19 protein-coding genes and 1 rRNA gene (1 of these 20 cut by a window edge) are annotated in these 23,941 nt (G+C 71.9%); 4 read left to right on the forward strand and 16 right to left on the reverse strand.

Annotated features, from left to right (window positions below; translation table 11 throughout):
- Window positions 1-78 (reverse strand): 16S ribosomal RNA (locus KO353_RS04595); it reaches 1,409 nt to the left of the window's first position.
- A 558-nt stretch (window positions 79-636) separates the two neighbouring features.
- Here KO353_RS04595 and KO353_RS04600 point away from each other — a divergent pair.
- The gene (locus KO353_RS04600) at window positions 637-1,908 is read left to right on the forward strand and encodes a M23 family metallopeptidase (protein ID WP_218286562.1); all 1,272 of its coding nucleotides are present in this window, start codon (window positions 637-639) and stop codon (window positions 1,906-1,908) included.
- 241 nt (window positions 1,909-2,149) lie between these two features.
- On the opposite strand, the gene clpB is transcribed toward KO353_RS04600, so the two are convergent.
- Complete coding sequence (clpB, locus tag KO353_RS04605) at window positions 2,150-4,732, reverse strand: ATP-dependent chaperone ClpB (RefSeq protein WP_218286563.1); 2,583 nt, start codon at window positions 4,730-4,732, stop codon at window positions 2,150-2,152.
- 140 nt (window positions 4,733-4,872) lie between these two features.
- Between clpB and KO353_RS04610 the strand changes: the two genes are divergently transcribed.
- Complete coding sequence (locus KO353_RS04610; RefSeq protein WP_218286564.1) at window positions 4,873-5,637, forward strand: MOSC domain-containing protein; 765 nt, start codon at window positions 4,873-4,875, stop codon at window positions 5,635-5,637.
- 272 nt (window positions 5,638-5,909) lie between these two features.
- Here the strand turns inward: KO353_RS04610 and KO353_RS04615 are convergent, their stop codons facing one another.
- The 9 genes from KO353_RS04615 to KO353_RS04655 all read right to left on the reverse strand — a co-directional run bounded on the left by KO353_RS04615 (window position 5,910) and on the right by KO353_RS04655 (window position 16,898).
- Window positions 5,910-6,347: a DUF4167 domain-containing protein gene (locus KO353_RS04615; protein WP_218286565.1), complete on the reverse strand. Its 438-nt coding sequence runs from the start codon at window positions 6,345-6,347 to the stop codon at window positions 5,910-5,912.
- Window positions 6,348-6,567: 220 nt separating this feature from the next.
- Complete coding sequence (gene prmC, locus KO353_RS04620; protein WP_218286566.1) at window positions 6,568-7,437, reverse strand: peptide chain release factor N(5)-glutamine methyltransferase; 870 nt, start codon at window positions 7,435-7,437, stop codon at window positions 6,568-6,570.
- Window positions 7,434-8,519 carry a peptide chain release factor 1 gene (gene prfA, locus KO353_RS04625; protein WP_218286567.1) on the reverse strand — a complete coding sequence of 362 codons (1,086 nt, stop codon included), beginning with the start codon at window positions 8,517-8,519 and terminating at the stop codon, window positions 7,434-7,436. Before prfA ends, prmC begins: the two co-directional genes overlap by 4 nt.
- Window positions 8,516-9,754, reverse strand: a complete 1,239-nt coding sequence (hisS, locus tag KO353_RS04630) for a histidine--tRNA ligase (protein WP_218286568.1) — start codon at window positions 9,752-9,754, stop codon at window positions 8,516-8,518. The genes prfA and hisS overlap by 4 nt, the downstream gene beginning before the upstream one ends.
- A 102-nt stretch (window positions 9,755-9,856) precedes the next feature.
- Entirely contained in the window at window positions 9,857-10,978 is a 1,122-nt protein-coding gene (ispG, locus tag KO353_RS04635) for a flavodoxin-dependent (E)-4-hydroxy-3-methylbut-2-enyl-diphosphate synthase (RefSeq protein ID WP_218286569.1), read from the reverse strand.
- A 53-nt stretch (window positions 10,979-11,031) separates the two neighbouring features.
- On the reverse strand, window positions 11,032-12,165 hold the full coding sequence (locus tag KO353_RS04640; protein ID WP_218286570.1) for a helix-turn-helix domain-containing protein: 1,134 nt from the start codon (window positions 12,163-12,165) through the stop codon (window positions 11,032-11,034).
- A gap of 183 nt (window positions 12,166-12,348) precedes the next feature.
- Entirely contained in the window at window positions 12,349-14,625 is a 2,277-nt protein-coding gene (ptsP, locus tag KO353_RS04645) for a phosphoenolpyruvate--protein phosphotransferase (protein ID WP_328774501.1), read from the reverse strand.
- A 9-nt stretch (window positions 14,626-14,634) separates the two neighbouring features.
- Window positions 14,635-15,681, reverse strand: coding sequence for an NAD(P)H-dependent flavin oxidoreductase (locus KO353_RS04650; RefSeq protein ID WP_218286571.1), 1,047 nt, complete (start codon window positions 15,679-15,681; stop codon window positions 14,635-14,637).
- Window positions 15,678-16,898, reverse strand: a complete 1,221-nt coding sequence (locus KO353_RS04655) for an aspartate kinase (RefSeq protein WP_218286572.1) — start codon at window positions 16,896-16,898, stop codon at window positions 15,678-15,680. The genes KO353_RS04650 and KO353_RS04655 overlap by 4 nt, the downstream gene beginning before the upstream one ends.
- A gap of 89 nt (window positions 16,899-16,987) precedes the next feature.
- Between KO353_RS04655 and ubiG the strand changes: the two genes are divergently transcribed.
- Both ubiG and KO353_RS04665 read left to right on the forward strand, forming a co-directional pair.
- The gene (gene ubiG, locus KO353_RS04660; protein WP_235692024.1) at window positions 16,988-17,710 is read left to right on the forward strand and encodes a bifunctional 2-polyprenyl-6-hydroxyphenol methylase/3-demethylubiquinol 3-O-methyltransferase UbiG; all 723 of its coding nucleotides are present in this window, start codon (window positions 16,988-16,990) and stop codon (window positions 17,708-17,710) included.
- Window positions 17,711-17,864: 154 nt separating this feature from the next.
- Window positions 17,865-20,093, forward strand: a complete 2,229-nt coding sequence (locus KO353_RS04665) for an ATP-binding protein (protein ID WP_218286574.1) — start codon at window positions 17,865-17,867, stop codon at window positions 20,091-20,093.
- A 37-nt stretch (window positions 20,094-20,130) separates the two neighbouring features.
- Here KO353_RS04665 and KO353_RS04670 read toward each other — a convergent pair whose 3' ends face one another.
- The 5 genes from KO353_RS04670 to KO353_RS04690 all read right to left on the reverse strand — a co-directional run bounded on the left by KO353_RS04670 (window position 20,131) and on the right by KO353_RS04690 (window position 23,937).
- Window positions 20,131-20,604 carry a DUF1178 family protein gene (locus KO353_RS04670; protein WP_218286575.1) on the reverse strand — a complete coding sequence of 158 codons (474 nt, stop codon included), beginning with the start codon at window positions 20,602-20,604 and terminating at the stop codon, window positions 20,131-20,133.
- 104 nt (window positions 20,605-20,708) lie between these two features.
- On the reverse strand, window positions 20,709-20,969 hold the full coding sequence (gene grxC / locus KO353_RS04675; RefSeq protein WP_218286576.1) for a glutaredoxin 3: 261 nt from the start codon (window positions 20,967-20,969) through the stop codon (window positions 20,709-20,711).
- Window positions 20,962-21,795, reverse strand: a complete 834-nt coding sequence (locus tag KO353_RS04680) for a ComF family protein (protein WP_218286577.1) — start codon at window positions 21,793-21,795, stop codon at window positions 20,962-20,964. Before KO353_RS04680 ends, grxC begins: the two co-directional genes overlap by 8 nt.
- A complete protein-coding gene (locus tag KO353_RS04685) occupies window positions 21,773-23,344 on the reverse strand; it encodes a rhodanese-like domain-containing protein (RefSeq protein ID WP_218286578.1) in 1,572 nt (523 codons plus the stop codon). Before KO353_RS04685 ends, KO353_RS04680 begins: the two co-directional genes overlap by 23 nt.
- The gene (locus KO353_RS04690; protein ID WP_218286579.1) at window positions 23,344-23,937 is read right to left on the reverse strand and encodes a cysteine dioxygenase family protein; all 594 of its coding nucleotides are present in this window, start codon (window positions 23,935-23,937) and stop codon (window positions 23,344-23,346) included. The genes KO353_RS04685 and KO353_RS04690 overlap by 1 nt, the downstream gene beginning before the upstream one ends.
- Between the last annotated feature and the right edge of the window lie 4 nt (window positions 23,938-23,941).

A 23,941-nucleotide genomic window follows, 5' to 3' on the forward strand; every position in this document is an offset into this window, starting at 1 on the left:
CCTTGCGGGGCGCACGACTTGCATGTGTTAGGCCTGCCGCCAGCGTTCGCTCTGAGCCAGGATCAAACTCTCAGGTTCATCCGAACACCCCCGAGGGGGCGCACGATGAACGGGGTCCGAACTGTCTCGCACTTTGGCGTCTTGGCATCGTGGCGATGCGTTCGACAGGCGATCCAGCCGAACCCCCGGAGCGCCGACACACGGGACCAAGTCCCGTGGGCCCGCGCCGGAGCAGCCAGACGCCCCCAACGCATCCCTTCCTCTCCGATCTCAACCTATCAAAGAGCGCTGCGGGGGACCTCATCCCCTCGCACCACGGCCTCTCCGCCGCGGCCCGCCATCAGGTGTTCCCATCGGCGAGGCGCGGCTTATACGCACGGCGATGCGCAATGTCAAACAGGTTTCAGGCCCCGCCGCAAGCCTTCTCCGCACCCGCCCCGGCAGGCCTCAACCGATTGACGCCATTCGGCTTTTTCCCCCTAGCGGTGGGGTGGCCCCGGAACGATCCACGCCGCCAGGAGGCCCTCGGCGCCCGCGCGCGGTCGCATGCCCGCCATGCGCCGAGCGGTTGACACACCCTGCGCGGGCGGCCGAGTGTGCGAGCGTCCGCGACCAACCCCATGGATTCGCAGCGTGATGCCTCGTCTCCGGGCCGTATTGGCCAGACTTGTCGCCGCTCTGCTCCTCACCGCGCCGCAGCTTGCGGCAGCGCTCGAGCTTGAAGGCCCGTTCGTCGCCAGCGAGGCGACGAGCGCCGAGCCGAGCGACCAGGCCGCCCTCCTGCCCGGTGAGGCGCTCGAGCCCGTGCTCCTCGAGGTCAGGCGGGGCGACACGCTGCTTGCCCTGCTCGGCAGGGCCGGGCTCGCCCCTGCCAAGGCGCATGCCGCCGTCGCGGCGATCAGGCCGCATCTGCGGCCACGCGATCTGCGGCCGGGGCAAGAGCTCTATCTGTTCCGTAGCCTCGATCCCTCGCGCCCGCTCGCCGCGCTCGCGATCGAGCCCTCCCCCGACCGGCGCGTCACCCTCTTCGCCCGCGAGGATGGCGGCTTCACGGCCACGCTCGAGGAGGTCGAGCGGGTGCGCCATCTCGTGCGCGCCGAGGGCGCGATCACCGCGAGCTTCTACGAGGATCTCACCCGCGCCTCGGTGCCGCCCGCCCTCGTGATGGGGCTCATTCGCGCCTTCTCCAACAGCATCGACTTCCAGCGCGACCTTCAGGGCGGAGAGCGTTTCGCGGTGATGTTCGAACGCTGGCGCGACCCGGACGGCGCGCTGATGGACCACGGCGATGCCTTGTTCGCCGAGCTCGAGGCGGGCGGCAGGGTGCACCGGATCTGGCGCTTCGTGGCGCCTGACGGCAGCGTCGACTGGTTCGACGAGAACGGCGTCTCGGTGCGGCGGTCGCTGTTGCGCACGCCGCTCGATGCGGCGCGGATCTCCTCAGGCTTCGGCATGCGCCGCCACCCGATCCTCGGCTACAGCCGAATGCACCAGGGGGTGGATTTCGCCGCGCCCACGGGAACGCCCGTCTATGCCGCGGGCGACGGGCGAGTCGCCTTCGCCGGCACGCGCGGCGGCTATGGCACCACGGTCGTGATCAACCATGCGGGTGGGGTCTCGACGCTCTACGCCCACCTCTCCTCGATCCAGCAGGGCTTGCGGCCCGGGTCGCTGGTGCGGCAGGGGCAGGTGATCGGCCGCGTCGGCTCGACGGGTCTCTCGACCGGGCCGCATCTCCATTTCGAGGTGCACCGCAACCACCAGCCGGTCAACCCGGCGGTCGCGCAGGTCATGCCGCCCAAGCGCCTCACCGGCCTCGCGCTTGCGGCCTTCCAGCGCGCGCGCGCCCGGGCCGAGCGTCAGTTCGCCCTGCTCGCGCCGGGCCGGGAGCTTGCCGCCGCCGACTGAGCGGCCCGCCGCCGAACGACGGGTATCGCCCCGGACCCGAACGCCCGGCACGTCCGCCCGTGGCCTGGTCGCGGGCGGTTTGCCTCCGCTCAAGCGGTCAGCTTACCCCGGCTGATCGGCCAAGAGGTGCGCCCAAGGCGATCGGCGGCCTGGAGGCGGGTCGAGGTGCCATCCCCCGCCCCGCCGTCCTGGGCCGGAGGCTCTCGCACCGGCCCCCGCCGCGCTCGCCCGTGGTCGAGTCTCAGGCCGCCTCGGCGAGCCTGCCGTTGATCACAAGCCCGTCGCCGGCTGCCGAGACATGCACGGTCTCGCCCTCGGCGATCGCGCCCTCGAGCAGCATCATGGCAAGCGGGTTCTGCAGCGACCGCTGGATCACCCGCTTCAGCGGCCTTGCCCCGTAGACCGGGTCGTAGCCGGCCTCGGCGAGCCAGGCCTTCGCATCCTCGCCCACCTCGAGCTTCACCTTCCGCTCCGCGAGCAGGGCCTTCAGGCGCTCGAGCTGGATCTCGACGATCGCCGCCATCTCGCTCCGGCCGAGGCGGCGGAACAGGATGATCTCGTCGAGCCGGTTCAGGAACTCCGGGCGGAACCGGCTGCGCACCACCGCCATCACCTGGCCGCGCACGAGATCGACATCCTCGTCCTCACGCTGCGCGGCGAGGATCTCGGAGCCGAGGTTCGAGGTCAGCACGATGATGGTGTTGCGGAAATCCACCGTCCGGCCCTGGCCGTCGGTCAGCCGCCCGTCGTCGAGCACCTGCAGGAGCACGTTGAACACGTCCTCGTGCGCCTTCTCGACCTCGTCGAACAGGATCACCTGGTAGGGCCGGCGCCGCACCGCCTCGGTCAGAGCCCCGCCCTCCTCGTAGCCGACATAGCCGGGTGGTGCGCCGATCAGCCGGGCGACGGCGTGCTTCTCCATGTACTCGGACATGTCGATGCGCACCATCGCCCGCTCGTCGTCGAACAGGAACGCGGCGAGCGCCTTGCAGAGCTCGGTCTTGCCCACGCCCGTGGGGCCGAGGAACAGGAACGAGCCGATCGGCCGGTTCGGGTCCTGAAGGCCTGCGCGCGCGCGGCGGACGGCGTTCGCCACCGCCCTGAGCGCATCCTCCTGCCCGACCACGCGGCGGCGGAGATTGTCCTCCATCGCGAGCAGCTTCGCCCGCTCGCCCTCGAGCATCTTGTCGACGGGAATGCCGGTCCAGCGGCTCACGACCTGGGCGATCTCGGCCTCCGTCACCGCCTCGTTGACGAGGCGGCCCTCCGAGCCGGCGGCGGCGATCCGCTTCTCGAGCTCGGGGATCACGCCGTAGCGGAGCTCCGAAGCGCGGGCGAGATCGCCCTGCCGCTGCGCCATCTCGGCTTCGGCCCGGGCGCGGTCAAGCCGCTCCTTGAGCGCCTGGGTCTCGGCGACGCGCGCCTTCTCGGCCTGCCACTCGGCCGTCATTGCGTTCGATTTCTCCTCGAGCTCGGCGATCTCGCGCTCGAGTCGCTGAAGCCGCTCCTTCGAGGCGGCGTCCTCCTCCTTCCGCAGCGCCTCGCGCTCGATCTTGAGCTGGATCAGCCTCCGGTCGAGCTCGTCGAGCTCCTCGGGCTTGCTGTCCACCTGCATGCGCAGGCGCGAGGCGGCCTCGTCGACGAGGTCGATCGCCTTGTCGGGCAGGAACCGGTCGGTGATGTAGCGGTTCGAGAGCGTCGCGGCAGCGACGAGGGCCGAGTCGGAGATCCGCACGCCGTGGTGCGTCTCGTACTTGTCCTTGATGCCGCGCAGGATCGAGATCGTGTCCTCGACCGAGGGCTCGGACACGAACACAGGCTGGAAGCGCCGGGCAAGGGCGGCGTCCTTCTCGACGTGCTTGCGGTATTCGTCGAGGGTGGTGGCGCCGATGCAGTGGAGCTCGCCGCGGGCGAGCGCCGGCTTGAGCAGGTTCGAGGCGTCCATCGCGCCTTCCGACTTGCCCGCGCCGACGAGGGTGTGCATCTCGTCGATGAACAGGATCACCTCGCCGGCGGCGTTCTCGATCTCGGCGAGAACGGCCTTCAGGCGCTCCTCGAACTCGCCGCGGAATTTCGCGCCAGCCACGAGGGCGCCGAGGTCGAGAGCGAGCACCCGCTTGCCCTTCAGCGCCTCCGGAACGTCGCCGTTGACGATCCGGAGCGCGAGCCCCTCGACGATCGCCGTCTTGCCCACCCCCGGTTCGCCGATCAGCACCGGGTTGTTCTTGGTCCGCCGCGCGAGCACCTGGACGACGCGCCGGATCTCCTCGTCGCGCCCGATCACCGGGTCGAGCTTGCCCTCGCGGGCAGCAGCGGTGATGTCGCGGGCATATTTGGAGAGCGCGTCGAACGTCTCCTCCGCGCCCTGGCTTGTCACCTTGCGTCCCTTGCGGATGTCGGCGACCGCGCGTTCGAGCGCTTGCGGCGTGGCGCCGGCCCCGCGCAGCGCCGCCCCCGCCGCCCCGTCCGCGTTGGCAAGCGCGACCAGAAGCCGGTCCTGCGCCACGAACTCGTCGCCTGCCTTCTGCGCCGCCTGCTGCGCGGCGTCGAGCACCCGCACGAGCTCAGGCGAGAGCATCGGCTGGCCGGCGCCCGGGCCCGACACCTTCGGCAGCCGCGCCAACGCACTGTCGACCGCGGCACGCGCCTTGGCCGGGTCGCCCCCGGCGGCGCGGATCAGCCCGGCGGCGGCACCGTCCGGGTCGTCGAGCAGGGCCTTGAGCAAGTGCTCGGGCAGGATCCGCTGATGGTATTCGCGGATGGCGATGGTGGATGCGGCCTGCAGGAAGCCGCGGGAGCGTTCGGTGAACTTCTCGATGTCCATGTCTCTGTCCCTCTTCGAGGCGACGGGCACCGTGTGCCCCCGAAGGCTGCACCCGGCGGCAGCGCCCGGTGCTCCGAGCGTTGCTGAAGGGAGATGGGAACCGCTTTGATGGCGCTCAAGTGCAAGAGAGGGCTCGCAGCGTGCGCGTCGAACACATCTACCGCTACCCCGTGAAGGGGCTGTCCGCCGAGGCGCTCGCCGAGGTTCATCTCGACCCGGGCGAGACCCTGCCGGGCGACAGGAAATTCGCGCTCGCGCACGGGGATGCGCCGTTCGACGAGGCGTCGCCCGCCTGGCTGCAGAAGCAGCATTTCGCGACGCTGATGGAGAACGAGCGGCTTGCTGCGCTGCACGCGGCCTGGGACGACCGGCGCGAGGTGCTGGTGCTGCGCCCGCCCGACGGCAAGGCGCTGACCGCCTCGACCGCCACCGCAGAGGGACGCGCGGCGATCGCTGCCTTCCTCGCCGACCTCCTCGGTCACGAGGTGCGCGGGCGCCCGCGCTTCGTCACCTCCCCCGGCCACAGTTTCTCCGACCATCGCAACAAGGTGGTGTCGCTGATCAATCTCGCCTCGCTCGCCGCGCTCGAGCGGGCAATGGGGCGAAGCCTCGACCCGCTGCGCTTCCGCGCGAACGTGTATTTCAGCGGCCTGCCCGCGTGGGCGGAGTTCGACTGGGTGGGCCGGACGATCGAGCTCGGCGGCGCGACGCTGCGGATCACGAAGCGGATCCCCCGCTGCGCCGCGACCGAGGTGAACCCGCTCACCGCGCGGCGGGATTGCGACCCGGTGCAGGGCCTGTGGGACGGGTTCGGCCACCCCGATCTCGGCGTCTACGGCAGGGTCGAGGCAGGCGGGCGGGTGGCAGTCGGCGACGCGATCGTGGTGCACGACGCCACGCCGTGAGCCGACGTTGGAGGCCTCAGCGGGGGCTTCGGCTCCGCTCGAGGCCGCGAGCGTTACCGTGGCGTCGCTCGCGCACGGCGTTGCACTCCCTGACGCCTGGGCACGGACGCCCGCTGACGGCGGACATGTCGAAAAAGAGAGAGGCGGGCGGCGCCGACAGGGGCCGCTCCCGGCCGGCGCCGGGTCGGGCGCAGTGCCGCGAGGGCTCCCCGATCTCCGCCTCGGAGCGTCGTCGAACGCTCCGCTTGGGGCGGAGCCCGGGAGTAGCCGGCTCAGTCGAGCCCGGGCGGCTGGAGCTTCGGCTGCTCGCCCTCGCCGGGGGCGAGCGGCTGATCGGCGGCGTGGCCGTTCATCGCCTGCTCGACGGCAGCCTCGAGCGGGTCGACCGCCTCGCCCTCGTAGCCGCGGCGCTGCTGGTGCCCGTTCTGGCCCTGCCCGTGGGCGTGTCCCTGGGCCTGCTGCATGGCGTTGAGGATGCGGAAATAGTGTTCGGCGTGCTGGAAGTAGCTCTCGGCCATCACCCGGTCGCCGGCCGAGGTCGCGTCGCGCCCGAGCTGGAGATACTTCTCGAACAGCTGCTGCGAGGTGCCGCGAAGCCGGACGTCCGGCCCGTTGCTGTCGAACACATGGTTGCGGTTGAGCGGCATGCCGCGGTGCTGGTGCCGGGAGGCCTGGTGATGGCCGCGGCCACGCATACGCTTGAGGTTCATCTTCCCGTATCTGCCATCGTTGTCGCAGCGTCGCTTGCCGGCCGGAGCCGACGCCCGGGCGGCGGCGTGTCTCGCCGGCGCCCCGGGGCCCGCACCACCCCGCGCCGCAAGCGGCGCCAGCGCCGCGCAGGGCGAGATCGAGGCGGAGTCGGTCGGCCCCTGAGGCACCCTAGTGCGGCGGCAAGGCCACGCCAACCGGTTTTTTTCCCAGGGACTTCGATCAGCCCTGCACGACCGCGAACGCACGCGGAACGCCGCCAAGGTCCTGCCGTATTTCCACGCATCGCAGCCCCGCCGACTCGGCCAGCGCCCCGACCTCTCGCGCTTGGCCTGCGCCGAGTTCGAGCACCGCCACACCCGACGGAGCAAGCAGGCGCGGCAGGTCAGGGATGATCGCCCGGTAGCAGGCAAGCCCGTCGGCGCCGCCGTCCAGCGCGACGCGCGGCTCGGCACGCGCCACCTCCGGGGCGAGGGTCGCGATCGTGCCGGTGGCGATATAGGGCGGATTGGCGGCGACGATGTCGAATCGCCCGGCCAACGCCGCGGCCCAGTCGCCGCAGACGAAGGCGCAGCGGTGGGCGAGCCCGGAGGCAACGGCATTGCCGCGGGCGACCGCGAGCGCTGCCTCGCTCCGGTCGAGCCCAACCCCCCAGGCGTTCGGGCACTCGGAGAGCAGCGCAAGCAGGATCGCGCCCGAACCGGTTCCGAGGTCGAGCACGCGACGGACGGCGTCGCGGCAGCCGGCGTGGTCGACCGCCGCGGCGACCACCGTCTCTGTATCGGGCCGGGGGATCAGCACGTCGGGAGTCACGGCGAGATCGAGCGTCCAGAAGCCCTGCCTGCCGATGAGGTAGGCCGTCGGCTCGCGTGCGGCGCGTCGGCGGACCAGCGCGCGGAACCGCTCGGCGTCGGCCTCCGTCACCGGACGATGCGCCTCGAGCGGCAGGGCGAGCGGCTTGCGCCCGAGCACATGGCCGAGCAGGAGCCGCGCCTCGATGCGCGCCTCCTCCACACCTGCCGCGCGAAGCCGATCCCCGGCCTCGCACAGAAGCGCGCCGACCGTCGCGCCGCCCGCTCGGGCGCCGGTCACGCCTCCTGCGCAAGCAGCTCTGCCTGCGCCTCCGCTGTCAGAGCGTCAATGATCTCGTCAAGCTCGCCTGCGAGCACGCGGTCGATCTTGTGCAGGGTGAGGCCGATGCGATGGTCGGTCACCCTCCCCTGCGGCACGTTGTAGGTTCGGATCCGTTCCGAACGGTCGCCCGTGCCGACCTGCGACCGGCGCAGGTCGGAGCGCGCCGAGGCTCTCGCCGCGCGCTCGCGCTCGTAAAGCCTGGCACGGAGGATCTTCATCGCCCGCGCCCGGTTCTTGTGCTGGCTCTTCTCGTCCTGGCAGACGACGACGATCCCGGAGGGCAGATGGGTGATCCGCACCGCGCTCTCGGTCTTGTTGACGTGCTGGCCGCCGGCGCCGGAGGCGCGGAACACGTCGATCCGGAGGTCCTGCTCGTTGATGGCGACATCGACCTCCTCGGCCTCGGGCAGCACCGCGACGGTCGCGGTCGAGGTGTGGATCCGCCCCTGCGCCTCGGTCGCCGGCACGCGTTGGATCCGGTGCACGCCGCTCTCGAACTTCAGCCTCGCATACACGTCCTTGCCGGTGATGGAGGCGACCGCCTCGCGAAAGCCGCCGAGGTCGTTCTCGGAGAGCTCGAGCACCTCGAAGCGCCAGCCGCGCGCCTCGGCGTAGCGGCGATACATCTCGAACAGGTCGGCGGCGAAGAGCGCCGCCTCGTCGCCGCCCGCACCGGCGCGCACCTCGAGGATGACGTTCCGCTCGTCCGCCTCGTCCTTCGGCAGGAGCGCGAGCCGGATGCCGTGCTCGAGCTCGTCGATCCGCGCAGCGAGCGCGCGGGCCTCCTCCTCCGCGAGCGCGCGCATCTCCGGATCGGCCGCCGCGTCGTCCCGCAGGGCCTCGGCCTCGGCGAGCTCGCGCTCGGCGCGCCTGAGCGACGCGATCCCCTCAGCGAGGGGAGCGAGCTGCGCCTGCTCGCGCGTCGCCGCGACGTAAGCGGGGCCTTCGAGGCCTTGCGCGAGCATCGCCTCGAGCTCGCGCGCGCGCGCAAGCACGCGATCGAGCCGTGCGGCGAAGGCGGGGGAGAGGCGACGGCTCATCCGGCAAGCCATTGCGGCAACTGATCGAGCGGCACCGCCTCCTGCGCGCCCGAGCGAAGGTCCTTCACCTGGGCGACGCCGGAGGCGATCTCGGCCTCGCCGAGGATCACGGCCGCGCGCGCACCCGCCTTGTTCGCCCGCTCCAGGCGCCGCTTCAGCGTGCCGCGGAACGCCATCTCGGCGCGGATCCCGGCGCGTCGCAGCGCAGTGAGCGCCGCAACCGCCGCCCGCTCCGACTCCTCGCCGATCGGGATCACCGCCACTGGAGCGATGGGCGCAGGCGGCGCGGGCAGAAGCATGGCAAGACGCTCGACCCCAGCCGCCCAGCCGACAGACGGCGTCGGCGGCCCGCCCATCTCCTCGACAAGGCCGTCATAGCGGCCACCCGCCATCACCGTTCCTTGGGCGCCGAGACGATCGGTGACAAACTCGAAAGCGGTGTGGGAATAATAGTCGAGGCCGCGCACGATGCGCGGATTGACCCGATAGGGCACGCCGAAGGCGTCGAGCGCCGCGAGCACCGCCTCCCAGCGGGCGCGTGCGGCCTCGGTCAGGTGGTCGAAGATGTCGGGCGCGTCGGCGAGGATGGCGCGGTCGCGCTCGTCCTTGCTGTCGAGAACGCGCAAGGGGTTGCGCTCGAGCCGGATCCGGCTGTCCTCAGACAGCGCCTGCTGATGGCGCTTGAGGAACGACACGAGAGCGGCACGCCAGGCATGCCGGCTCTCCGAATCGCCGAGCGTGTTGATCTCAAGCACCGTGCCGTCGGCGACGCCGAGAGCGTTGAGGATCTCCCACCCGCAGGCGATGGCCTCAGCATCAGCGAGCGGCTCCGCCGCGCCGAGGGTCTCGATGCCGATCTGGTGGAACTGCCGGTAGCGCCCCTTCTGCGGCCGCTCGTAGCGGAACATCGGCCCGGCGTAGAACACCTTCTGCGGCAGGTCCTGCGTCAGCCCGTTCGAGACGAGCGCGCGGCACACACCTGCGGTGTTCTCGGGGCGGAGCGTCACTTGCTCGCCGCCGCGGTCCTCGAAACTGTACATCTCCTTCATCACCACGTCGGAGGTGTCACCGAGGCTTCGGGTGAAGACGCGCGTGTCCTCGAGCACGGGCGTTTCCCACTCCTCGAAGCCCCAGAGGAGGGCGATACGGCGGGCGGTGTCGATGACGTGGCGGTGGCGTCGGGCGTCCTCGCCGATGAGGTCGCGCATGCCGCGCACGGGCTTGAGCGGGGTCACGGTGTCTCCGGCCGGGGAGGTGTCACGGTCGACGGCTCAAACGCCGCCTGCGCGCCCGCCTGTCAAGCCCGGGCGCGGCCGCGGGCCTCGCTTCGCCCCGGCTCAGGCTGCCGCCTCTGGCAGGGCGGTTTTGTCCCGCATCGCCTCCGCCTTCGCCTCCACCAGCGCGACGATATGGTCGATCATCTCCTCGGTGCTGATCGTATGGTCGGCCCTGCCGGCGGCGTAGACCATGTGCCGCCCCGCGCCGCCGCCGGTGAGCCCGAGATCGGTCATCAGCGCCTCGCCCGGCCCGTTCACCACGCAGCCGATGATCGAGAGGGTGATCGGCACCTCTATGTGCTCGAGCCGACGCTCGAGCGTCTCGACGGTGCGGATCACATCGAAGCCCTGGCGGGCGCAGGAGGGGCAGGCGATGATCTTCACGCCGCGGTGGCGCAGGTGCAGCGCCTTGAGGATCTCCCACCCCACGCGCACCTCCTCCTCCGGCTCGTCGGCGAGCGAGACGCGGATCGTGTCGCCGATCCCGGCCCACAGAAGCGAGCCGATGCCGAGGGCGGACTTCACCGTGCCGGTGCGGCGCGCGCCGGCCTCGGTGATGCCGAGATGGAGGGGGTGGTCGCAGGCTTCGGCGAGGAGCTGATAGGCGGCGACGGCAAGGAACACGTCCGAGGCCTTCACGCTGATCTTGAACTCGTGGAAGTCGTGCTCCTGCAACAGGGCCGCGTGCCACAGAGCGCTCTCGACCATCGCCTCCGGGTTCGGCTCCCCGTATTTCTCGAGCAGGTGCTTCTCGAGCGAGCCCGCGTTCACGCCGATCCGGATCGAGCAGCCATGGTCGCGCGCGGCCCGGATCACCTCCTTCACTCGATCGGGCGAGCCGATGTTGCCTGGGTTGATGCGCAGGCAGGCGGCGCCGGCCTTGGCCGCCTCGATCGCGCGGCGGTAGTGGAAGTGGATGTCGGCGACGATCGGCACGCCCACCTCGGGCACGATCTTGGCCAGAGCGGCGGTGCTCTCCTCGTCCGGCACCGAGACACGCACGATGTCGGCGCCGGCAATCTCGGCGCGGCGTATCTGGGCGATCGTCGCCGCGACGTCGGTCGTCGGCGTGTTGGTCATGGTCTGGACCGAGATCGGCGCATCGCCGCCGACGGCGACGCGCCCGACATGGATTTTGCGGCTCTTGCGCCGGGTGATCCTCTGGTAGGGACGATAGGACATGGTCGGATGCTCTCCCGCTCGGGCGGGAGAATGGCGTGCCGCGCGGCGTTCCGCTACCGCTGCAGGCTCGCGACCGCCTGTTTCAGGAGCTCGGGCTCGAGTGGCAGGTCGCGCCGCACTACACCGTGCTGCCCGAGGGTTGGCAGGGCATCGCCGTCGAGCACAATCTCGAGCCCGCCGGCATTGCCTGTGGTGAGCAGCAGGCCGGGACGGAGCGGGACGCGGTAGGTCTCGCCCGGCCGGAGCACGCGGTTGAAGAGAACAGTGCCGCCGTTCCGCTCGCGCACCTGGATCCAACTGTCGGCGCGGGCGCGCAAAAGCACCCGGCTTTCGTCAGCCGTGCCGAAGCTCTGCGCTGGCGCCTCCGCCTGCGGCGGTGGAGGCGGAGGGGTGAGGGTCGAGGCGCTGGCGCTGGTCGGGCTCGCGGCCGGGCGCGGCGCGGCCAGGCTCTCAGGCGTGACGGCAGGGCCGGTGGGCCACGGCCCGGTGGCCGGCAGGGCGACGCGCGGCTCGGGTGCGGGGGGGACGGGACCGGTGAGAGCGGGCGCGCCTCCACCGCCCGGCGACGGCTGAGGCAAGACTGGAGGCGGAGACTGCTGCGGCTGTGTGGCTGGCGGGGGCAGGGCCGAAGCCAGAGGCGCGGCGGAGACGGGAGGCTGGTTGGGCGTCGCGGACGGCGCAAGGGAGGCCGTCGCGGCGGCCGGCGGGGACTGTGGTGTCACCTCGATACGAGCGTAACGTTCGGGCAGAGCAGGCACAAGGTCGGCCACCCTCTGCCCGGTGCCCGAGAGGTAGTACCAGCCCCCGTAGAGCCCGGCCGCCAGCACAAGGCCGACGACGATCAGAGCGCCCGCTGGGATTCCCCGCTCGGGAACGGGGGCGGGGAAGGAGAGCTCGGGCTTGCGCGCATGCGCCGCCCCCGTCTCGAGGCGCCAGCGCCGGGCGACCTCCTCGGCGTCGAGCCCGAGCGCGGCGGCGTAGGTCTTGACGAAGCCGATCGCGTAGGCCTGCGCGGGCAGGGCGGACAGCCGCCCTTCCTCGATCGCCTCGATGTAGGGCCGGCGGATCTTGAGTGCGAGCGCGACGTCCTCGACCGCGAGCCCATGCCGCTGCCGCGCGGCCCGCAACAGGCCGCCGACCGCCGACTGACCAGCTGCCGGGACGGACACCATGTCCTCGGTCGCCATCGTCTTTCCGTCTTGCAGCACCGCAGACCTTCCTCGCACCACGGCAGCCTTCCGGGACCATGCCGCCCCCCGCCCTGGTGCCCAGCGCCCCATCGTCTAGCGCGGGACCCCCCTCTCCTGCCAGTCCTAACGTGAACACGTTACGAAATTCGATTAAGGACCGTGGCACGCCCGCCCGTGGCGCTAGAACGAGAGGCCGTGGTCACGCGCCCACGCTGCGATCTCCGCCCTGAGCGACCGCCCTCCGTGGGCGGACCGGCGAAGCCCGGCGAGGAAGCGCGTGAAGGCCCCGAGATCAAGCCCGCGCACCATCGCCTTCACGGCGGGAACCGCACTCGCCGGCATCGAGACAGCCCGGATGCCGACGCCGAGCACGGCGAGCGCCTCGAGCGGCCGAGACGCCGCCTCGCCGCAGAGGCTTAAGGGAACGCTCGCCGCCGCGGCCGCGGCGGCGACCTCGGCGAGCAGGTCAAGCACAGGGGCGGAGAGGAAGTCGTAGCGTCCGGCGAGCCTCGGGTTGCCGCGATCGGCCGCGAACAGGAACTGGGTGAGGTCGTTCGAGCCGATCGAGAGGAAATCCGCCTCATCGAGCAAGGCGGGAAGCTGCCACACGAGCGCCGGCACCTCGAGCATCGCCCCAACAAGCACCTGTTCGGGCGCGCGCCCGGCGCGGCGGAGCTGGGCGGTCTCGGCGCGCAGGATCGCCTTGGCGGCACGGAACTCCTCCACCGTCGTGACCATCGGGAACATCACGCGCAGCGTCCGCCCGGCCGTGGCGCGGAGCAGCGCCCGAAGCTGGCGCCTCAGCATCGCCGGGCGGTCGAGCCCGATCCGCAGCGACCGCCAGCCGAGCGCGGGGTTCTCCTCCTCGCCGTGCGGGAAGCCCGGCAGAAGCTTGTCGCCGCCGAGGTCGATGGTGCGGAACAACACCGGCCGCGCACCGGCGGCCTCGACCACGCGGGCGTAGAACGCCTCCTCGGCGTCCGGATCGGGCAGGCCGCCCCGGGCAAGCCAGGCGATCTCGGTCCGGAACAGGCCGATCCCCTCGGCGCCGCAGGAGTCGAGCTGGGCGAGGTCGGCGGCGAGCCCGGCGTTCATCAGGACGCTCACGCGCACGCCGTCTGCGGTCATCGGCGGCAGCGTCGCGGTCTCCGCAAGAGCGGCGCGCCGGGCCGAGCGGGCGGCGAGCGCGGCCTCATAGCCCGAGACGATCTCGCTCTCGGGGCGCAGGATCAGCCGCCCCTCCTCGGCGTCGAGCAGCACCGTCTCGCCCTCCTCGGCGCTGTCGACCGCGCCGCGGCAGCCCGCAAGCAGCGGCACCTCGAGCGCGCGGGCGATGATGGTCGCGTGCGCGGTGGGGCTTCCCTCCTCGAGCAGCAGGCCCGCAAGCCCGCGGCCGTGATAGTCGAGCAACTCCGCTGGGCCGAGACGTCGCGCGAGCAGGATGAAGCCCTGAGGCAGGCCCTCGGCGCGCGAGCCGCCGGCGAGATGGTCGATGAGCCTCCCGGCGGCGTCCTCGAGGTCGGCGAGCCGCTCGCGCAGATAGGCATCGCGCACGCGGCGCATCCGCGCGCGCAGCTCCGCAAGCTCGCGCTCGACCGCCGCCTCGGCCGTCAGCCCGGCCGCGACCGCGTCGCGGATCCGCGCGAGCCACCCGGCGTCGGCGGCGATCAGGCGATAGGCCTCGAACACCTCGCGCGTCTCGGCCGAGCCCGAGACGAGCCCGGCGCTGCCGGCGAGCAGGGTGTCGAGCCCCGCATGCATGGCGGCGACGGCCGCCTCGAGCCGCTCGCGCTCGGCCGCCGGGTCGGTCGCGAGCACGGCGGCGAGCGGCGGGCGGGCGCCGTGCCGCACGGCGGGGCCGAGGGCGATTCCGGGGGTGAGACCGACCCCTTCGAACACGCGCGGCAGGGTGCCGGCCAGAGCGCGCGGCACCTCGTCTCGGTCCCGCGGCGGGGGACGGAGGCCGAGCACGAGCTCGGCGAGAAGCATCGCGACCGTCTCGAGCGCCTCGACCTCAGGCTCCGTGTAGAGCCTTGCCTCGCGTGTCTGCACCGCAAGAACGCCGAGCACCCTGCCGGCGCGGAGCAAGGGCACGGCGAGCATCGAGGCGAAGGGCTCCTCGCCGGTCTCGGGCCGATAGGCGAAGGCGGGATGGTTCTGCGCGTCGGGAAGGTTGAGGGGGCGCGCCTCGGCCGCGACCGTGCCGACGATCCCCTCCCCGACCCTCAGCCGGGTCCGGTGGACCGCGTCCTGCCGCAGCCCCTCCGTGGCGACGAGCTCGAGGATCTCGCCCGGGCGCATCACGTAGATGGAGCAGACCTCGGCAGCGAGCTCGTCGGCGACGAGGCGCACGAGCGCGGCGAGCCGCGCCGCCGGCGCCTCGGCCTCGGCCATCACCGCCCGCAATCGGCTGAGCAGTCGTCGCGGCGCTGCCTCGTCCCTCGGCGCGGCGGCCACGGAGGTCGTTCAGTCCGCGGCCGCCGTCGCGGCGGCCGAGCTCCGCGCCATCAGGGCGGCGAGCGCCTGGTCGACGAGCTCGGCGATGATCTCTGCGGTTGGCTGCTCGCGGGTGACGAGGCCGACACTCTGCCCGGCCATCAGCGAGCCGTTCTCGACATCGCCCTCGATCACCGCGCGGCGCAGCGCGCCCGCCCAGAAATGCTCGATGGCGAGCTGCGCCTCCTCGCGGGTCAGCTCGCCGGCATTGTAGCGCCGCACCACCTCGGCCTGATGCGCCATGAAGCGCTCGGTTCCCTGGTTGACGAGGGCGCGCACCGGGATCACCGGAAAGCGCGGATCGAGCTGCACCGTGGGCAGGGCGTCGCGCGCGCTCGCGCGGATGTAGGCCTGCTTCAAGCGCGGATGGGCGATCGATTCGGTGGCGCAAACGAACCGCGTGCCGAGCTGCACTCCCGCCGCGCCCATCTCGAGGAAGGAGAGGATCGCCTCGCCCCGGCCGATGCCCCCCGCGACGAACACCGGAACCTCTGTCAGATGCGGCAGCACTTCCTGGGCGAGCACGGTCAGGCTGACAGGCCCGATATGCCCCCCCGCCTCCGAGCCTTCGATCACGAGCGCATCGGCCCCGGAGCGGACGAGCTTGCGCCCGAGCGACAGGGCGGGCGTGAAGCAGATCAGCTTCGCCCCGCCGTCTTTGACGCGCCGGATCGCGCCGCCGGGCGGCAACCCGCCCGCGAGCACGATATGGCTCACGCCATGGGCGAGACAGACGCCGATCAGCTCGTCGAGCTCGGGGTGCATGGTGATGAGGTTCACGCCGAAGGGCTTCGCGGTGAGCGCGCGGGTGGCGGCGATCTCGTCATCGAGCTGGCGCGGCGTCATCGAGCCGCAGGCGATCACGCCGAAGCCGCCTGCGTTGGAGATGGCGGAGACGAGGTTGCGCTCGCTGACCCAGCTCATCGCCCCGCCCATGATCGCGACCTCAGAGCCGAGGAACGCGGTTCCCCGGCGCCAGAGCGCGTCAAGCCGTGCGCGTGCCTCCGCCCGCGTCATCCGGCGGCGTCGAGGCCGTAGGCCGCGTGCAGGGCGCGCACCGCGAGCTCGGTGGCGTCCTCGCGGATCAGCACCGAGATCTTGATCTCGGAGGTGGTGATCACCTCGATGTTGATGCCGCGCGCGGCGAGAGCCCGGAACATGGTGTTGGCGACCCCGGCATGGCTGCGCATGCCGATGCCGACGACCGAGATCTTGGCCACGCCCGAATCGGCCGAAACCTCCGCGTAGCCGATCTCGCCCGACCGCGCCCTGAGCGTGTCTAGGGTGCGGGCGAGATCGGCCTTGCCGACGGTGAAGGTGAGATCGGTCGTGCCGTCGGCAGAGACGTTCTGCACGATCATGTCGACATTGACGTTGGCCTCGGCGAGCGGGCCGAACACCGCGGCCGCGATGCCCGGCCGGTCCGGCACGCGGCGAAGCGTCACCTTGGCCTCGTCGCGCGAATAGGCGATGCCGCTGACCAGTTCCTTCTCCACGATCTCGTCCTCATCGACCACGAGCGTGCCCGGCTTGTCCTCGAAGGAGGATAGCACCTGGACGCGCACACGTTCCTTCATCGCAAGCTCGACCGAGCGCGTCTGCAACACCTTCGCGCCGAGCGAGGCCATCTCGAGCATCTCCTCGTAGGCGATCCGCTCGAGCTTGCGCGCCCGCGGCACGATCCGCGGGTCGGTCGTGTACACGCCGTCGACATCGGTGAAGATGTCGCAGCGGTCGGCCTCGAGGGCGGACGCGAGCGCGACCGCGGAGAGGTCGGAGCCGCCGCGGCCGAGGGTGGTGATGCGGTTGTCGGGGCCGAGCCCCTGGAAGCCGGCCACCACCGGCACCTGCCCGGCCTGCATGCGGCGGATCAGTTCCCCGCCCTCGATCCGTTGCACTCTCGCCTTGCCGTGCGCCCCGTCGGTCGCCACCGGGATCTGCCAGCCCTGCCAGGAGCGGGCATCGACCCCGATCGCCTGCAGCGCAATCGCCGTCAGCCCCGAGGTGACCTGCTCGCCGGTCGCGACCACCGCGTCGTATTCCCGCGCGTCGTGCAGCGGCGACAGCGCCTGGCACCAGGCGACGAGCTGGTTCGTCACCCCGGCCATGGCGGAGACCACGACGGCCACTTCGTGGCCGGCATCGACCTCGCGCTTGACGCGCGCGGCGACGGTGCGGATTCGGTCGAGATCGGCGACGGAGGTGCCGCCGAACTTCATCACGAGACGAGCCATCGGGGAACACCGGGAAGGCTTGGCGCGTTGCGGGCGCCGAATCGTGCGACACATAAAGGCCCGAGGGTATGGCGGCAATGGGGCGCGGCATGGCGCGTGGCGCGGGCGGCACGGTGGAGGCGGCGGAGGTGGCGCGGTTCGACGCGCTCGCCGCCCGCTGGTGGGACCCGGACGGGCCGATGCGGCCGCTGCACCGGATGAACCCGCTCAGGACGCGCTGGGTCATGGCACGGGCGGCGGAGGCCGGCATCGCCTGGCCGGGCGCGCGCGTGCTCGATGTCGGCTGCGGCGCTGGGCTCGCGGCCGAGGCCTTCGCCCGCGCCGGCGCCGAGGTGACCGGGATCGACGCCGCAGCGGAAGCGATCGCCGCCGCCCGCGCCCATGCCGCCGCGCAAGGTCTTGCCGTCACCTACCGGGTCGCGCCGCCTGAGACGCTGGTCGACGAGGGAGCGGTGTTCGACGTCGTCACCGCCCTCGAGGTGATCGAACACGTCGCCGACACCGGCGCCTTCCTCGCGGCGCTCGCCGCCCTCACCCGGCCCGGTGGTCTCGTCGCGCTCTCGACGATCAACCGAACCCTCCGCTCCTTCGCCCTCGCCAAGGTCGGGGCGGAGTATATCGCGCGGATCCTGCCGCGCGGCACGCATGACTGGCGGCGCTTCGTCACCCCGGCCGAACTCGGGCGCGAGCTTCGCGGGGCCGGGTTCCGCCCGGTGGCGACGGCGGGGATGACGCTCCGGCTTCCCTTCGCGGCCTGGGTCGAGACCCGCGACCTCTCGGTGAACTATCTGGCGGCGGCGATTCGGCTCTGAGGGGGCCGGGCGCTCGCGATTGCCTCTAGGCATATCATCCTACTATTGGGTATAGTGTCCTCGGGCCGCCGCAGCAGCGCGGCGCACGCGCCGCGACGGCCGGATCGCGGCCGCTCGGCCCCCACACCACGGCGCCCGCGAGGATCAGCACAGCATGGCCCCTTACCCCACCGAACGGAACAAAAAGGGAACAAGCCCTTTGGGCGGATACGTGCTTCTCGAGGACGTCTCCTCCTCGGCCCATCGGCTCGGCCAGCGCACCGTCGCGCTTCTCCTCGTCGCCACACTGGTGCCGATCCTGCTCGCAGGCGCGGCGATCGCCTATCTGCGCGACGCCGCGGTCGAGGACGCGAAGACGCGCCTTCTGACCGTGCTCGAAGTGGCCGCCCGGCACGCAGAGAGCGTGCTCGAGCTCAACGGCGAGATCGCGCGCCTGCTCGCCGAGGACCTCGCCGACCCGGGCAGCGGCCGGAGCGTCGCCGAACGCGCCACCGACCCGGGCCTCGCCGCCCGGCTCGCGGCGATCGCAGACCGCCACGACGCGGTCGCCTCGGTGATGGTGACGGATGCCGCAGGGCTGGTGCTGATGCACTCGGCCGGGCTGCCCGCCGGGCCCGTGCGCCTCGACGGCGCAGACGGGCTCGCGCGCGCCCTTGCCGGCGAGCCGGGGCCGCTGCTGGTCCGCCCCTATTCCTGCCCGATCACCGGCACGATGCAGTTGTCCGTGGCAGTGGCCATCCCGGGGCCGGCAGGGCCGGCCGGAGCGGTGCTCGTTGCGACGCCTGCCGATTATCTCTCGCGCTTCTACGCCTCGGTTCGGCCCTTCCGGGACTTCCTCGTTACCTGGGTCGACGTCGACGGCTGGCAGCTCGCGGGTCGGGAGGACGCGACGGCGGGACGGCGGGCGATGAGCGATCCCTCCTGGATCGCCCAGGCGATTGCGCCCAGCGCGGACGCCGCGACCAGCCTCGTCCAGGAGGGGCCAGGGTCGAGCGCACGGCTCGTTCTCGTGCAGCGGCTCGCCCGCTGGCCGATCGCGGTCGTGGTCTCGGCCGACCGCAAGGAAGTCGCGTCCGGCAATGACAGCCTCGCCCTTGTCATTCTCGGCGTGCTGCTCGTCGCCTCCGGTGCCGTCTGGTGGCTCGCCCGGTCGCTGCGCAAAGGGGCGCTGGCGCATGCCGCCCTGATTGAGAGCCTCGGCGAGGCCGATGCCGCCCGACGCCAGGCGGAGGACCGGCTGCACCACGCGCAAAAGCTCGAGAGTGTCGGCATGCTCACCGGCGGCGTGGCGCACGACTTCAACAACCTGCTCTCGGTGCTGCTCGGCTGCACAGAGGCGCTCGCGCTGCGCTTCCGCGATGACCCCCGCGCGCGCGAGACCACGGATCTGATGCTGCGCACGATTGAGCGCGGCTCCAACCTCACCGGCCAGCTCCTGTCCTTTGCCCGCAAGCAGATGCTGTTCCCCGTCGCCTGCGACGTCGGCCGGCAGGTGGAGCGCTGCCGAACCCTGCTCGCCAAGGCGGCAGGAGAGGCCAACGAGCTTGTCCTCGACCTCTCGCCGGCGGCCCTGCCGGTGCGGGTCGATCCGACCCATCTCGACGCGTGCCTGATCAACCTCGTCTCGAACGCCCGCGACGGGATGCAGCGCCAGGGGCGGATCGTGGTGCGCACGCGCGCGCGCGCCATCACGCCGGCCGATGCGACCGAGGACCTGCCGGCGGGCGAGTACGCGGTGATCGATGTCGAGGACAATGGCTGCGGCATGGGGCCGGAGGTGATGGCGCGCGCCTTCGAGCCCTTCTTCACCACCAAGGAGCCGGGGCGCGGAACGGGCCTCGGGCTCTCGATGGTCTACGGCTTCGCCACCCAGTCAGGTGGCACGGCGCGGATCGAGAGCCGGATGGGCCGCGGCACCCGCGTCTCGGTGTTCCTGCCGCTCTCGGCCGAGCAGGACCATGAACCGGCACCGATGCCGGAGGAGACGCCGGAGCACATCACCGCCCGGATCCTGCTCGTCGATGACGACGCCACCGTCCGGGGCGTTATGGCGGCAACCCTGCGCGACCTCGGCGCCCAGGTGGTGGAGTGCGGCGATGCTCGCTCGGCGCGCGACCATCTCGCCACCGGGGGCTTCGACATCATGGTCACCGACGTCGTCATGCCCGGCGACATGACCGGCCAGGAGCTCGCCCTCTGGGCCAAGCAGCAGCGGAGGAACCTGCCCGTGCTGATGATCTCTGGCTTCGTCGGCGGGGAGATGAACCCGGCTCTGACGCTGATGGAGGACATCGCCTTCCTGCCGAAGCCGATCACGCGGAGCGAGCTCGCCCGCTCGATCGCCGGGCTGCTCGCCGCCGCGCGACAGAAGGCACAGGGGTGAGCGCGCCGCGGCTCGGCGCGGCCGCAGCGGCGCGGGCTCAGCCGTCCGCCGGCTTCACCCAGGGGATGGTCTCGAAGCGTATCCCGTCTTCCCTGAGCGCCTCGGCCTCCTCCGGGGTCGCCTCACCGTAGATCCCGCGCGGTTCCGCCTCGCCCTCGTGAATACGCCGCGCTTCTTCGGCGAACCGGGGGCCGACATAGTCGCAGTTGCGCTCGATCTCGGCGCGAAGACGCTGCAACATCGCCACTATCTCGGCGGGCATCGGCCCGGCGGCCGCCTTCGCCGCCGCCGCTTGAGCCGGCTGGCCGCGCCCCGGATCGGCCTCCGTGCTGCCCCTGCCCTTCGCGCCGGAGCCGATCGCCGGCGTCATCAGCGCCCGCTCGACACGCCTCGAACCGCAGCTCGGGCACTCGACAAGCCCGCGCGCGGCCATCCTCTCGAAGGTGGCGCTGTCCTTGAACCAGCCGTCGAATGTGTGGCCTTCGTGGCAGCGAAGAGTGTAGTGGATCATCCGTTCCCTCGTGCGACGGCCGGGACCCGCCCTGCGCGCCGGCGATGACTGGATGATGGCATCCCTGGCACTCTGCGCAAGGGAGTGCCAACACACGGTGAAGATCAGCCGACGCCGAGGAGGGCGTCGAGCCGGCCGGCACGGTCGAGCGCGGCGAGGTCGTCATAGCCGCCGAGCGGCTTGCCATCGACGAAGACCTGCGGAACAGTCGTCCTGCCGCCCGAGCGTGTGATCGCCTCGGCGCGCGCCGCCGAACCGGACGGAGCGTCGATCTCGCGGAACGGCACCCCCTTCTTCGCGAGCAGGGCCTTCGCCGCAGCGCAATAGGGGCACCAGGCGGTGGTGTAGATCTCGATCTCAGCCATTGCCCGGGACGTCGCCCGCTGTGTCCGCCGCGTCAAGGGCCTCGTCAGGCTTGGGCGCCGGCGTGCGCGCCACGGTCAGCACGTCAACCGCCGAGGCACCGGCGGCGAGCAGCGCCTCCGAGCAGGCATTGGCCGTCGCGCCTGAGGTCAGAACGTCATCGATCAGAAGCACGCGGGCCCCGCCCAGCCTGCCGGCGAAGCGCGCCGACACGGCGATCGCCCCCGCAAGCGCCCGGCGTCGCGCTCCCGCCGAGAGATCGGCGAGCGGGGCGGTCCGCCGCGTGCGGCGAAGCAGCGCCGGCGCGACCGGCTTGCCCGTGATCGACCCGAGCGCATGGGCGAGCAGGGCGGCCTGGTTGTAGCGCCGGCTGATCAGCCGCAGCCGGTGCAGAGGCACGGGCGCGATCACGTCCGCCTCGGCGAGGAGGGCCGCTCCGGCCGACGCCATCGCTCGGGCGAAGGCGGGGGCGAGCTCGGTCCGGTCGCCATACTTGAACGCGAGCAGCAGCGGCTTCGACGCCTCGTCGTAGACCCAAGCCGCCCGCGCGCGCTCAAAGGACGGCGGATACTCGAGGCAGGAGGCGCACAGCCCCGCCTCAACGGCTTCGGCCGAATGGCCGAAAGGCAGGCCGCAGCAGCGGCAGTGCGGCGGGCCGATGCGGCGGAGCCGAGGAAAGCAGGACGGGCACAGGAGCCCCTGCTCGGCCACGGGCTCGCTGCAGGCGAAACAGGCGGGCGGCACGAGCACATCCGCCGCCCGGCGCAGAAGCCCCCCCGCGAGCCGGGCGAGCTGCGACCGCGGCTCAGCCGAAGCCGGCATCGCCATCGCGCGCGATCTCCTTCACAAGATCGATCTCCCAGGAGAGGTAGGCATGCATCGCCTCCTCCACACCCGTGTTCCGGTCATAGGGGCGGAGATAGGTGTCGATGCAGGCCTCGTCGGGCGGGTTCGTGCGGTCGGCTGCGAGCGGGAGACCGGCCGCCGCCCAGGCCGCGACACCCCCCTCGAGGACGCCGACGCGGGCCGCCGTCAGCTCCTCAAGCTCCTCGACCGCAAGCGCGGCAAGGCGATTGCCGTCGGGCGAAGTCACGGCGACAAGCCCCTGGTCGGGAAGCCGCCCCGCAAGCGCATCGAGCCGTGTGCGCACGCCCCAGAGAGCGCCCGGGATGTGGCTCTCTCGAAAGGCGATCGAACGGGCGAGATCGACCACCCTCCCCGCCCCGGCCTCGAGCGCCGCCTTGACCGAGCGAAGCGGCAGGGTCTCGACCTCGGGCAGGGCCACCTCCGGCTGCCAGGGCCCGCTCTCGAGCGGACCCTCGAGCCCTCCCTCGAGAACATGGATGTCGCGATGGCCCATCTGCGCGAGCCACTGTGCCGTCATCCGCGCCCGCACGCCGGTGTCGTCGATGAGAACGATCCGCGCGTTTCGCACCGCGATCCAGGAATCGGTCGCCTGCACGAGCTGGCCGCCCGGGGCGCTCCGGCTGCCCGGGAGGTGGCCCGCCTCGTACTCCCTCGGGTCGCGCACATCGAGAAGGTAGAGCGTGCGCGTGCCGTCCTGTTGCCAGGCGGCCAGCGTGTCGCGGTTGATAAGCCCGACGCCGTGCCGGCGCCGAAGCGCCTCGGCGCGGGCCAGAGCCTGCTCGAGCTCCGGCGGCGTTCCTTCGCGGTAGCGCGCTGTCGCGCCGCGGGCGCAGGCAAGCCCCGCGAGCTCCCAGCCCATTGTGCCGTTGCGCAGCGCCACCACACGGTTCGGGATGCCGAAGCGACGCAGGCTCTCGGCGCCGAGAATCGAGCGCGTGCGGCCGGCGCAGTTGACGACGACCAGCGTCTCGGGGTCGGGAGCGAGCGCGGCGATCCGGTAGGCGAGCTCGCCGCCCGGGACGTTGATCCCGCCGGGGATCGACATCCGGGTGAACTCCTCGAACGGGCGGCTGTCGAGGATCAGGAGCCGCTCGCCGCGGTCGATCAGCGCCTTGAGCTCAAGCGCGTCGATGCTCTCGGTGCCGTAGTGGTGCTCGACCCACTCGCCGAACGCCTTCGACGGCACGTTGACGCCCGAGAACAGCACATAGCCGGCCCGCTCCCAGGCCGGCGTTCCGCCCTCGAGCACCGAGACGTCGGCGAAGCCCATCGCTTCGAGCTCCGCGGCGGCACGCTCGGCGAGGCCGCGCCCGTCGTCGGTCACGACGATGCGCGCGCGCGGGTTCGGCACGAGAGCGCGCGCGATCAGCGGCAGGCGCGACAGCGGCAGAGGCGAGGCCCAGAAGAGATGGCCCGAGCCGAACTCTCCCTCCTCCCGCGCGTCGAGGATCGCGAGCTCGCGCCCGTCGCGGATCGCGGCCTTGAGCGCCGCCGGCGTGATCCGGCGCATCAGGCGGGCCGGTTCACCGTGGGCCTCATGAAGGTGGCGTTGTAGGGCGTCGCCTGCCCCGTGGCCGGGTCATAAGCCATGCGCTGATCGAGCCGCTCGAGCGCGAGCCCGTACATGTGCAGGTGGCGGGTCGGCACCGTGCCCGTTGTGTGGATCGAGTGGATGTCCTCGGGCATGAGCGCGATGCCCGTGCCCGGCCGGACCACGACCTCGCGCACCACCTCGAGGCCGCGCTCGGTCCGGGCGTAAACCTTGTTCAGCTCCTCGCCCTCGACCGCGACCACCACGGCCCAGGTGGTGTGGTCATGCGGCTTCGTCTCGTTGCCCGGGTTGAGAGCGTTGAGGTAGAGGGCGAAGCGCCCGTCCGGATCCTCGTGCAGGAGATAGCGCCGGCTTCCCTTCTCGCCCTCGGGCGGCGGCGGGAATTCGGTGGACGGAAACAGATGCGCCTCTGCGGCGAGCGCCTCGAGCTCCGCCATGATCGCGGCGAGCGACTCGCGCGTCACGCCGAGGCGCGCCTCGATGCCGCGCACGCGCTCCACCGTCGCCGCGACCGCGGCTGCGCGCGCGGCAAGGATCGTCGTGTCGTTCATTCCT

This window comes from Elioraea tepida, from assembly GCF_019203965.1.
Classification (GTDB): domain Bacteria; phylum Pseudomonadota; class Alphaproteobacteria; order Acetobacterales; family Acetobacteraceae; genus Elioraea_A; species Elioraea_A tepida.

Excerpts from the sequence above, each read along its gene's own strand:
- KO353_RS04600 (WP_218286562.1), top strand. The coding sequence starts at position 637 with ATGCCTCGTCTCCGGGCCGTATTGGCCAGACTTGTCGCCGCTCTGCTC.
- clpB (WP_218286563.1), bottom strand. The coding sequence starts at position 4,732 with ATGGACATCGAGAAGTTCACCGAACGCTCCCGCGGCTTCCTGCAGGCC.
- KO353_RS04615 (WP_218286565.1), bottom strand. The coding sequence starts at position 6,347 with ATGAACCTCAAGCGTATGCGTGGCCGCGGCCATCACCAGGCCTCCCGG.
- prfA (WP_218286567.1), bottom strand. The coding sequence starts at position 8,519 with ATGAGCCGTCGCCTCTCCCCCGCCTTCGCCGCACGGCTCGATCGCGTG.
- ispG (WP_218286569.1), bottom strand. The coding sequence starts at position 10,978 with ATGTCCTATCGTCCCTACCAGAGGATCACCCGGCGCAAGAGCCGCAAA.
- KO353_RS04640 (WP_218286570.1), bottom strand. The coding sequence starts at position 12,165 with ATGGCGACCGAGGACATGGTGTCCGTCCCGGCAGCTGGTCAGTCGGCG.
- KO353_RS04650 (WP_218286571.1), bottom strand. The coding sequence starts at position 15,681 with ATGACGCGGGCGGAGGCACGCGCACGGCTTGACGCGCTCTGGCGCCGG.
- KO353_RS04655 (WP_218286572.1), bottom strand. The coding sequence starts at position 16,898 with ATGGCTCGTCTCGTGATGAAGTTCGGCGGCACCTCCGTCGCCGATCTC.
- ubiG (WP_235692024.1), top strand. The coding sequence starts at position 16,988 with ATGGCGCGTGGCGCGGGCGGCACGGTGGAGGCGGCGGAGGTGGCGCGG.
- KO353_RS04665 (WP_218286574.1), top strand. The coding sequence starts at position 17,865 with ATGGCCCCTTACCCCACCGAACGGAACAAAAAGGGAACAAGCCCTTTG.
- KO353_RS04670 (WP_218286575.1), bottom strand. The coding sequence starts at position 20,604 with ATGATCCACTACACTCTTCGCTGCCACGAAGGCCACACATTCGACGGC.
- grxC (WP_218286576.1), bottom strand. The coding sequence starts at position 20,969 with ATGGCTGAGATCGAGATCTACACCACCGCCTGGTGCCCCTATTGCGCT.
- KO353_RS04680 (WP_218286577.1), bottom strand. The coding sequence starts at position 21,795 with ATGGCGATGCCGGCTTCGGCTGAGCCGCGGTCGCAGCTCGCCCGGCTC.
- KO353_RS04685 (WP_218286578.1), bottom strand. The coding sequence starts at position 23,344 with ATGCGCCGGATCACGCCGGCGGCGCTCAAGGCCGCGATCCGCGACGGG.
- KO353_RS04690 (WP_218286579.1), bottom strand. The coding sequence starts at position 23,937 with ATGAACGACACGACGATCCTTGCCGCGCGCGCAGCCGCGGTCGCGGCG.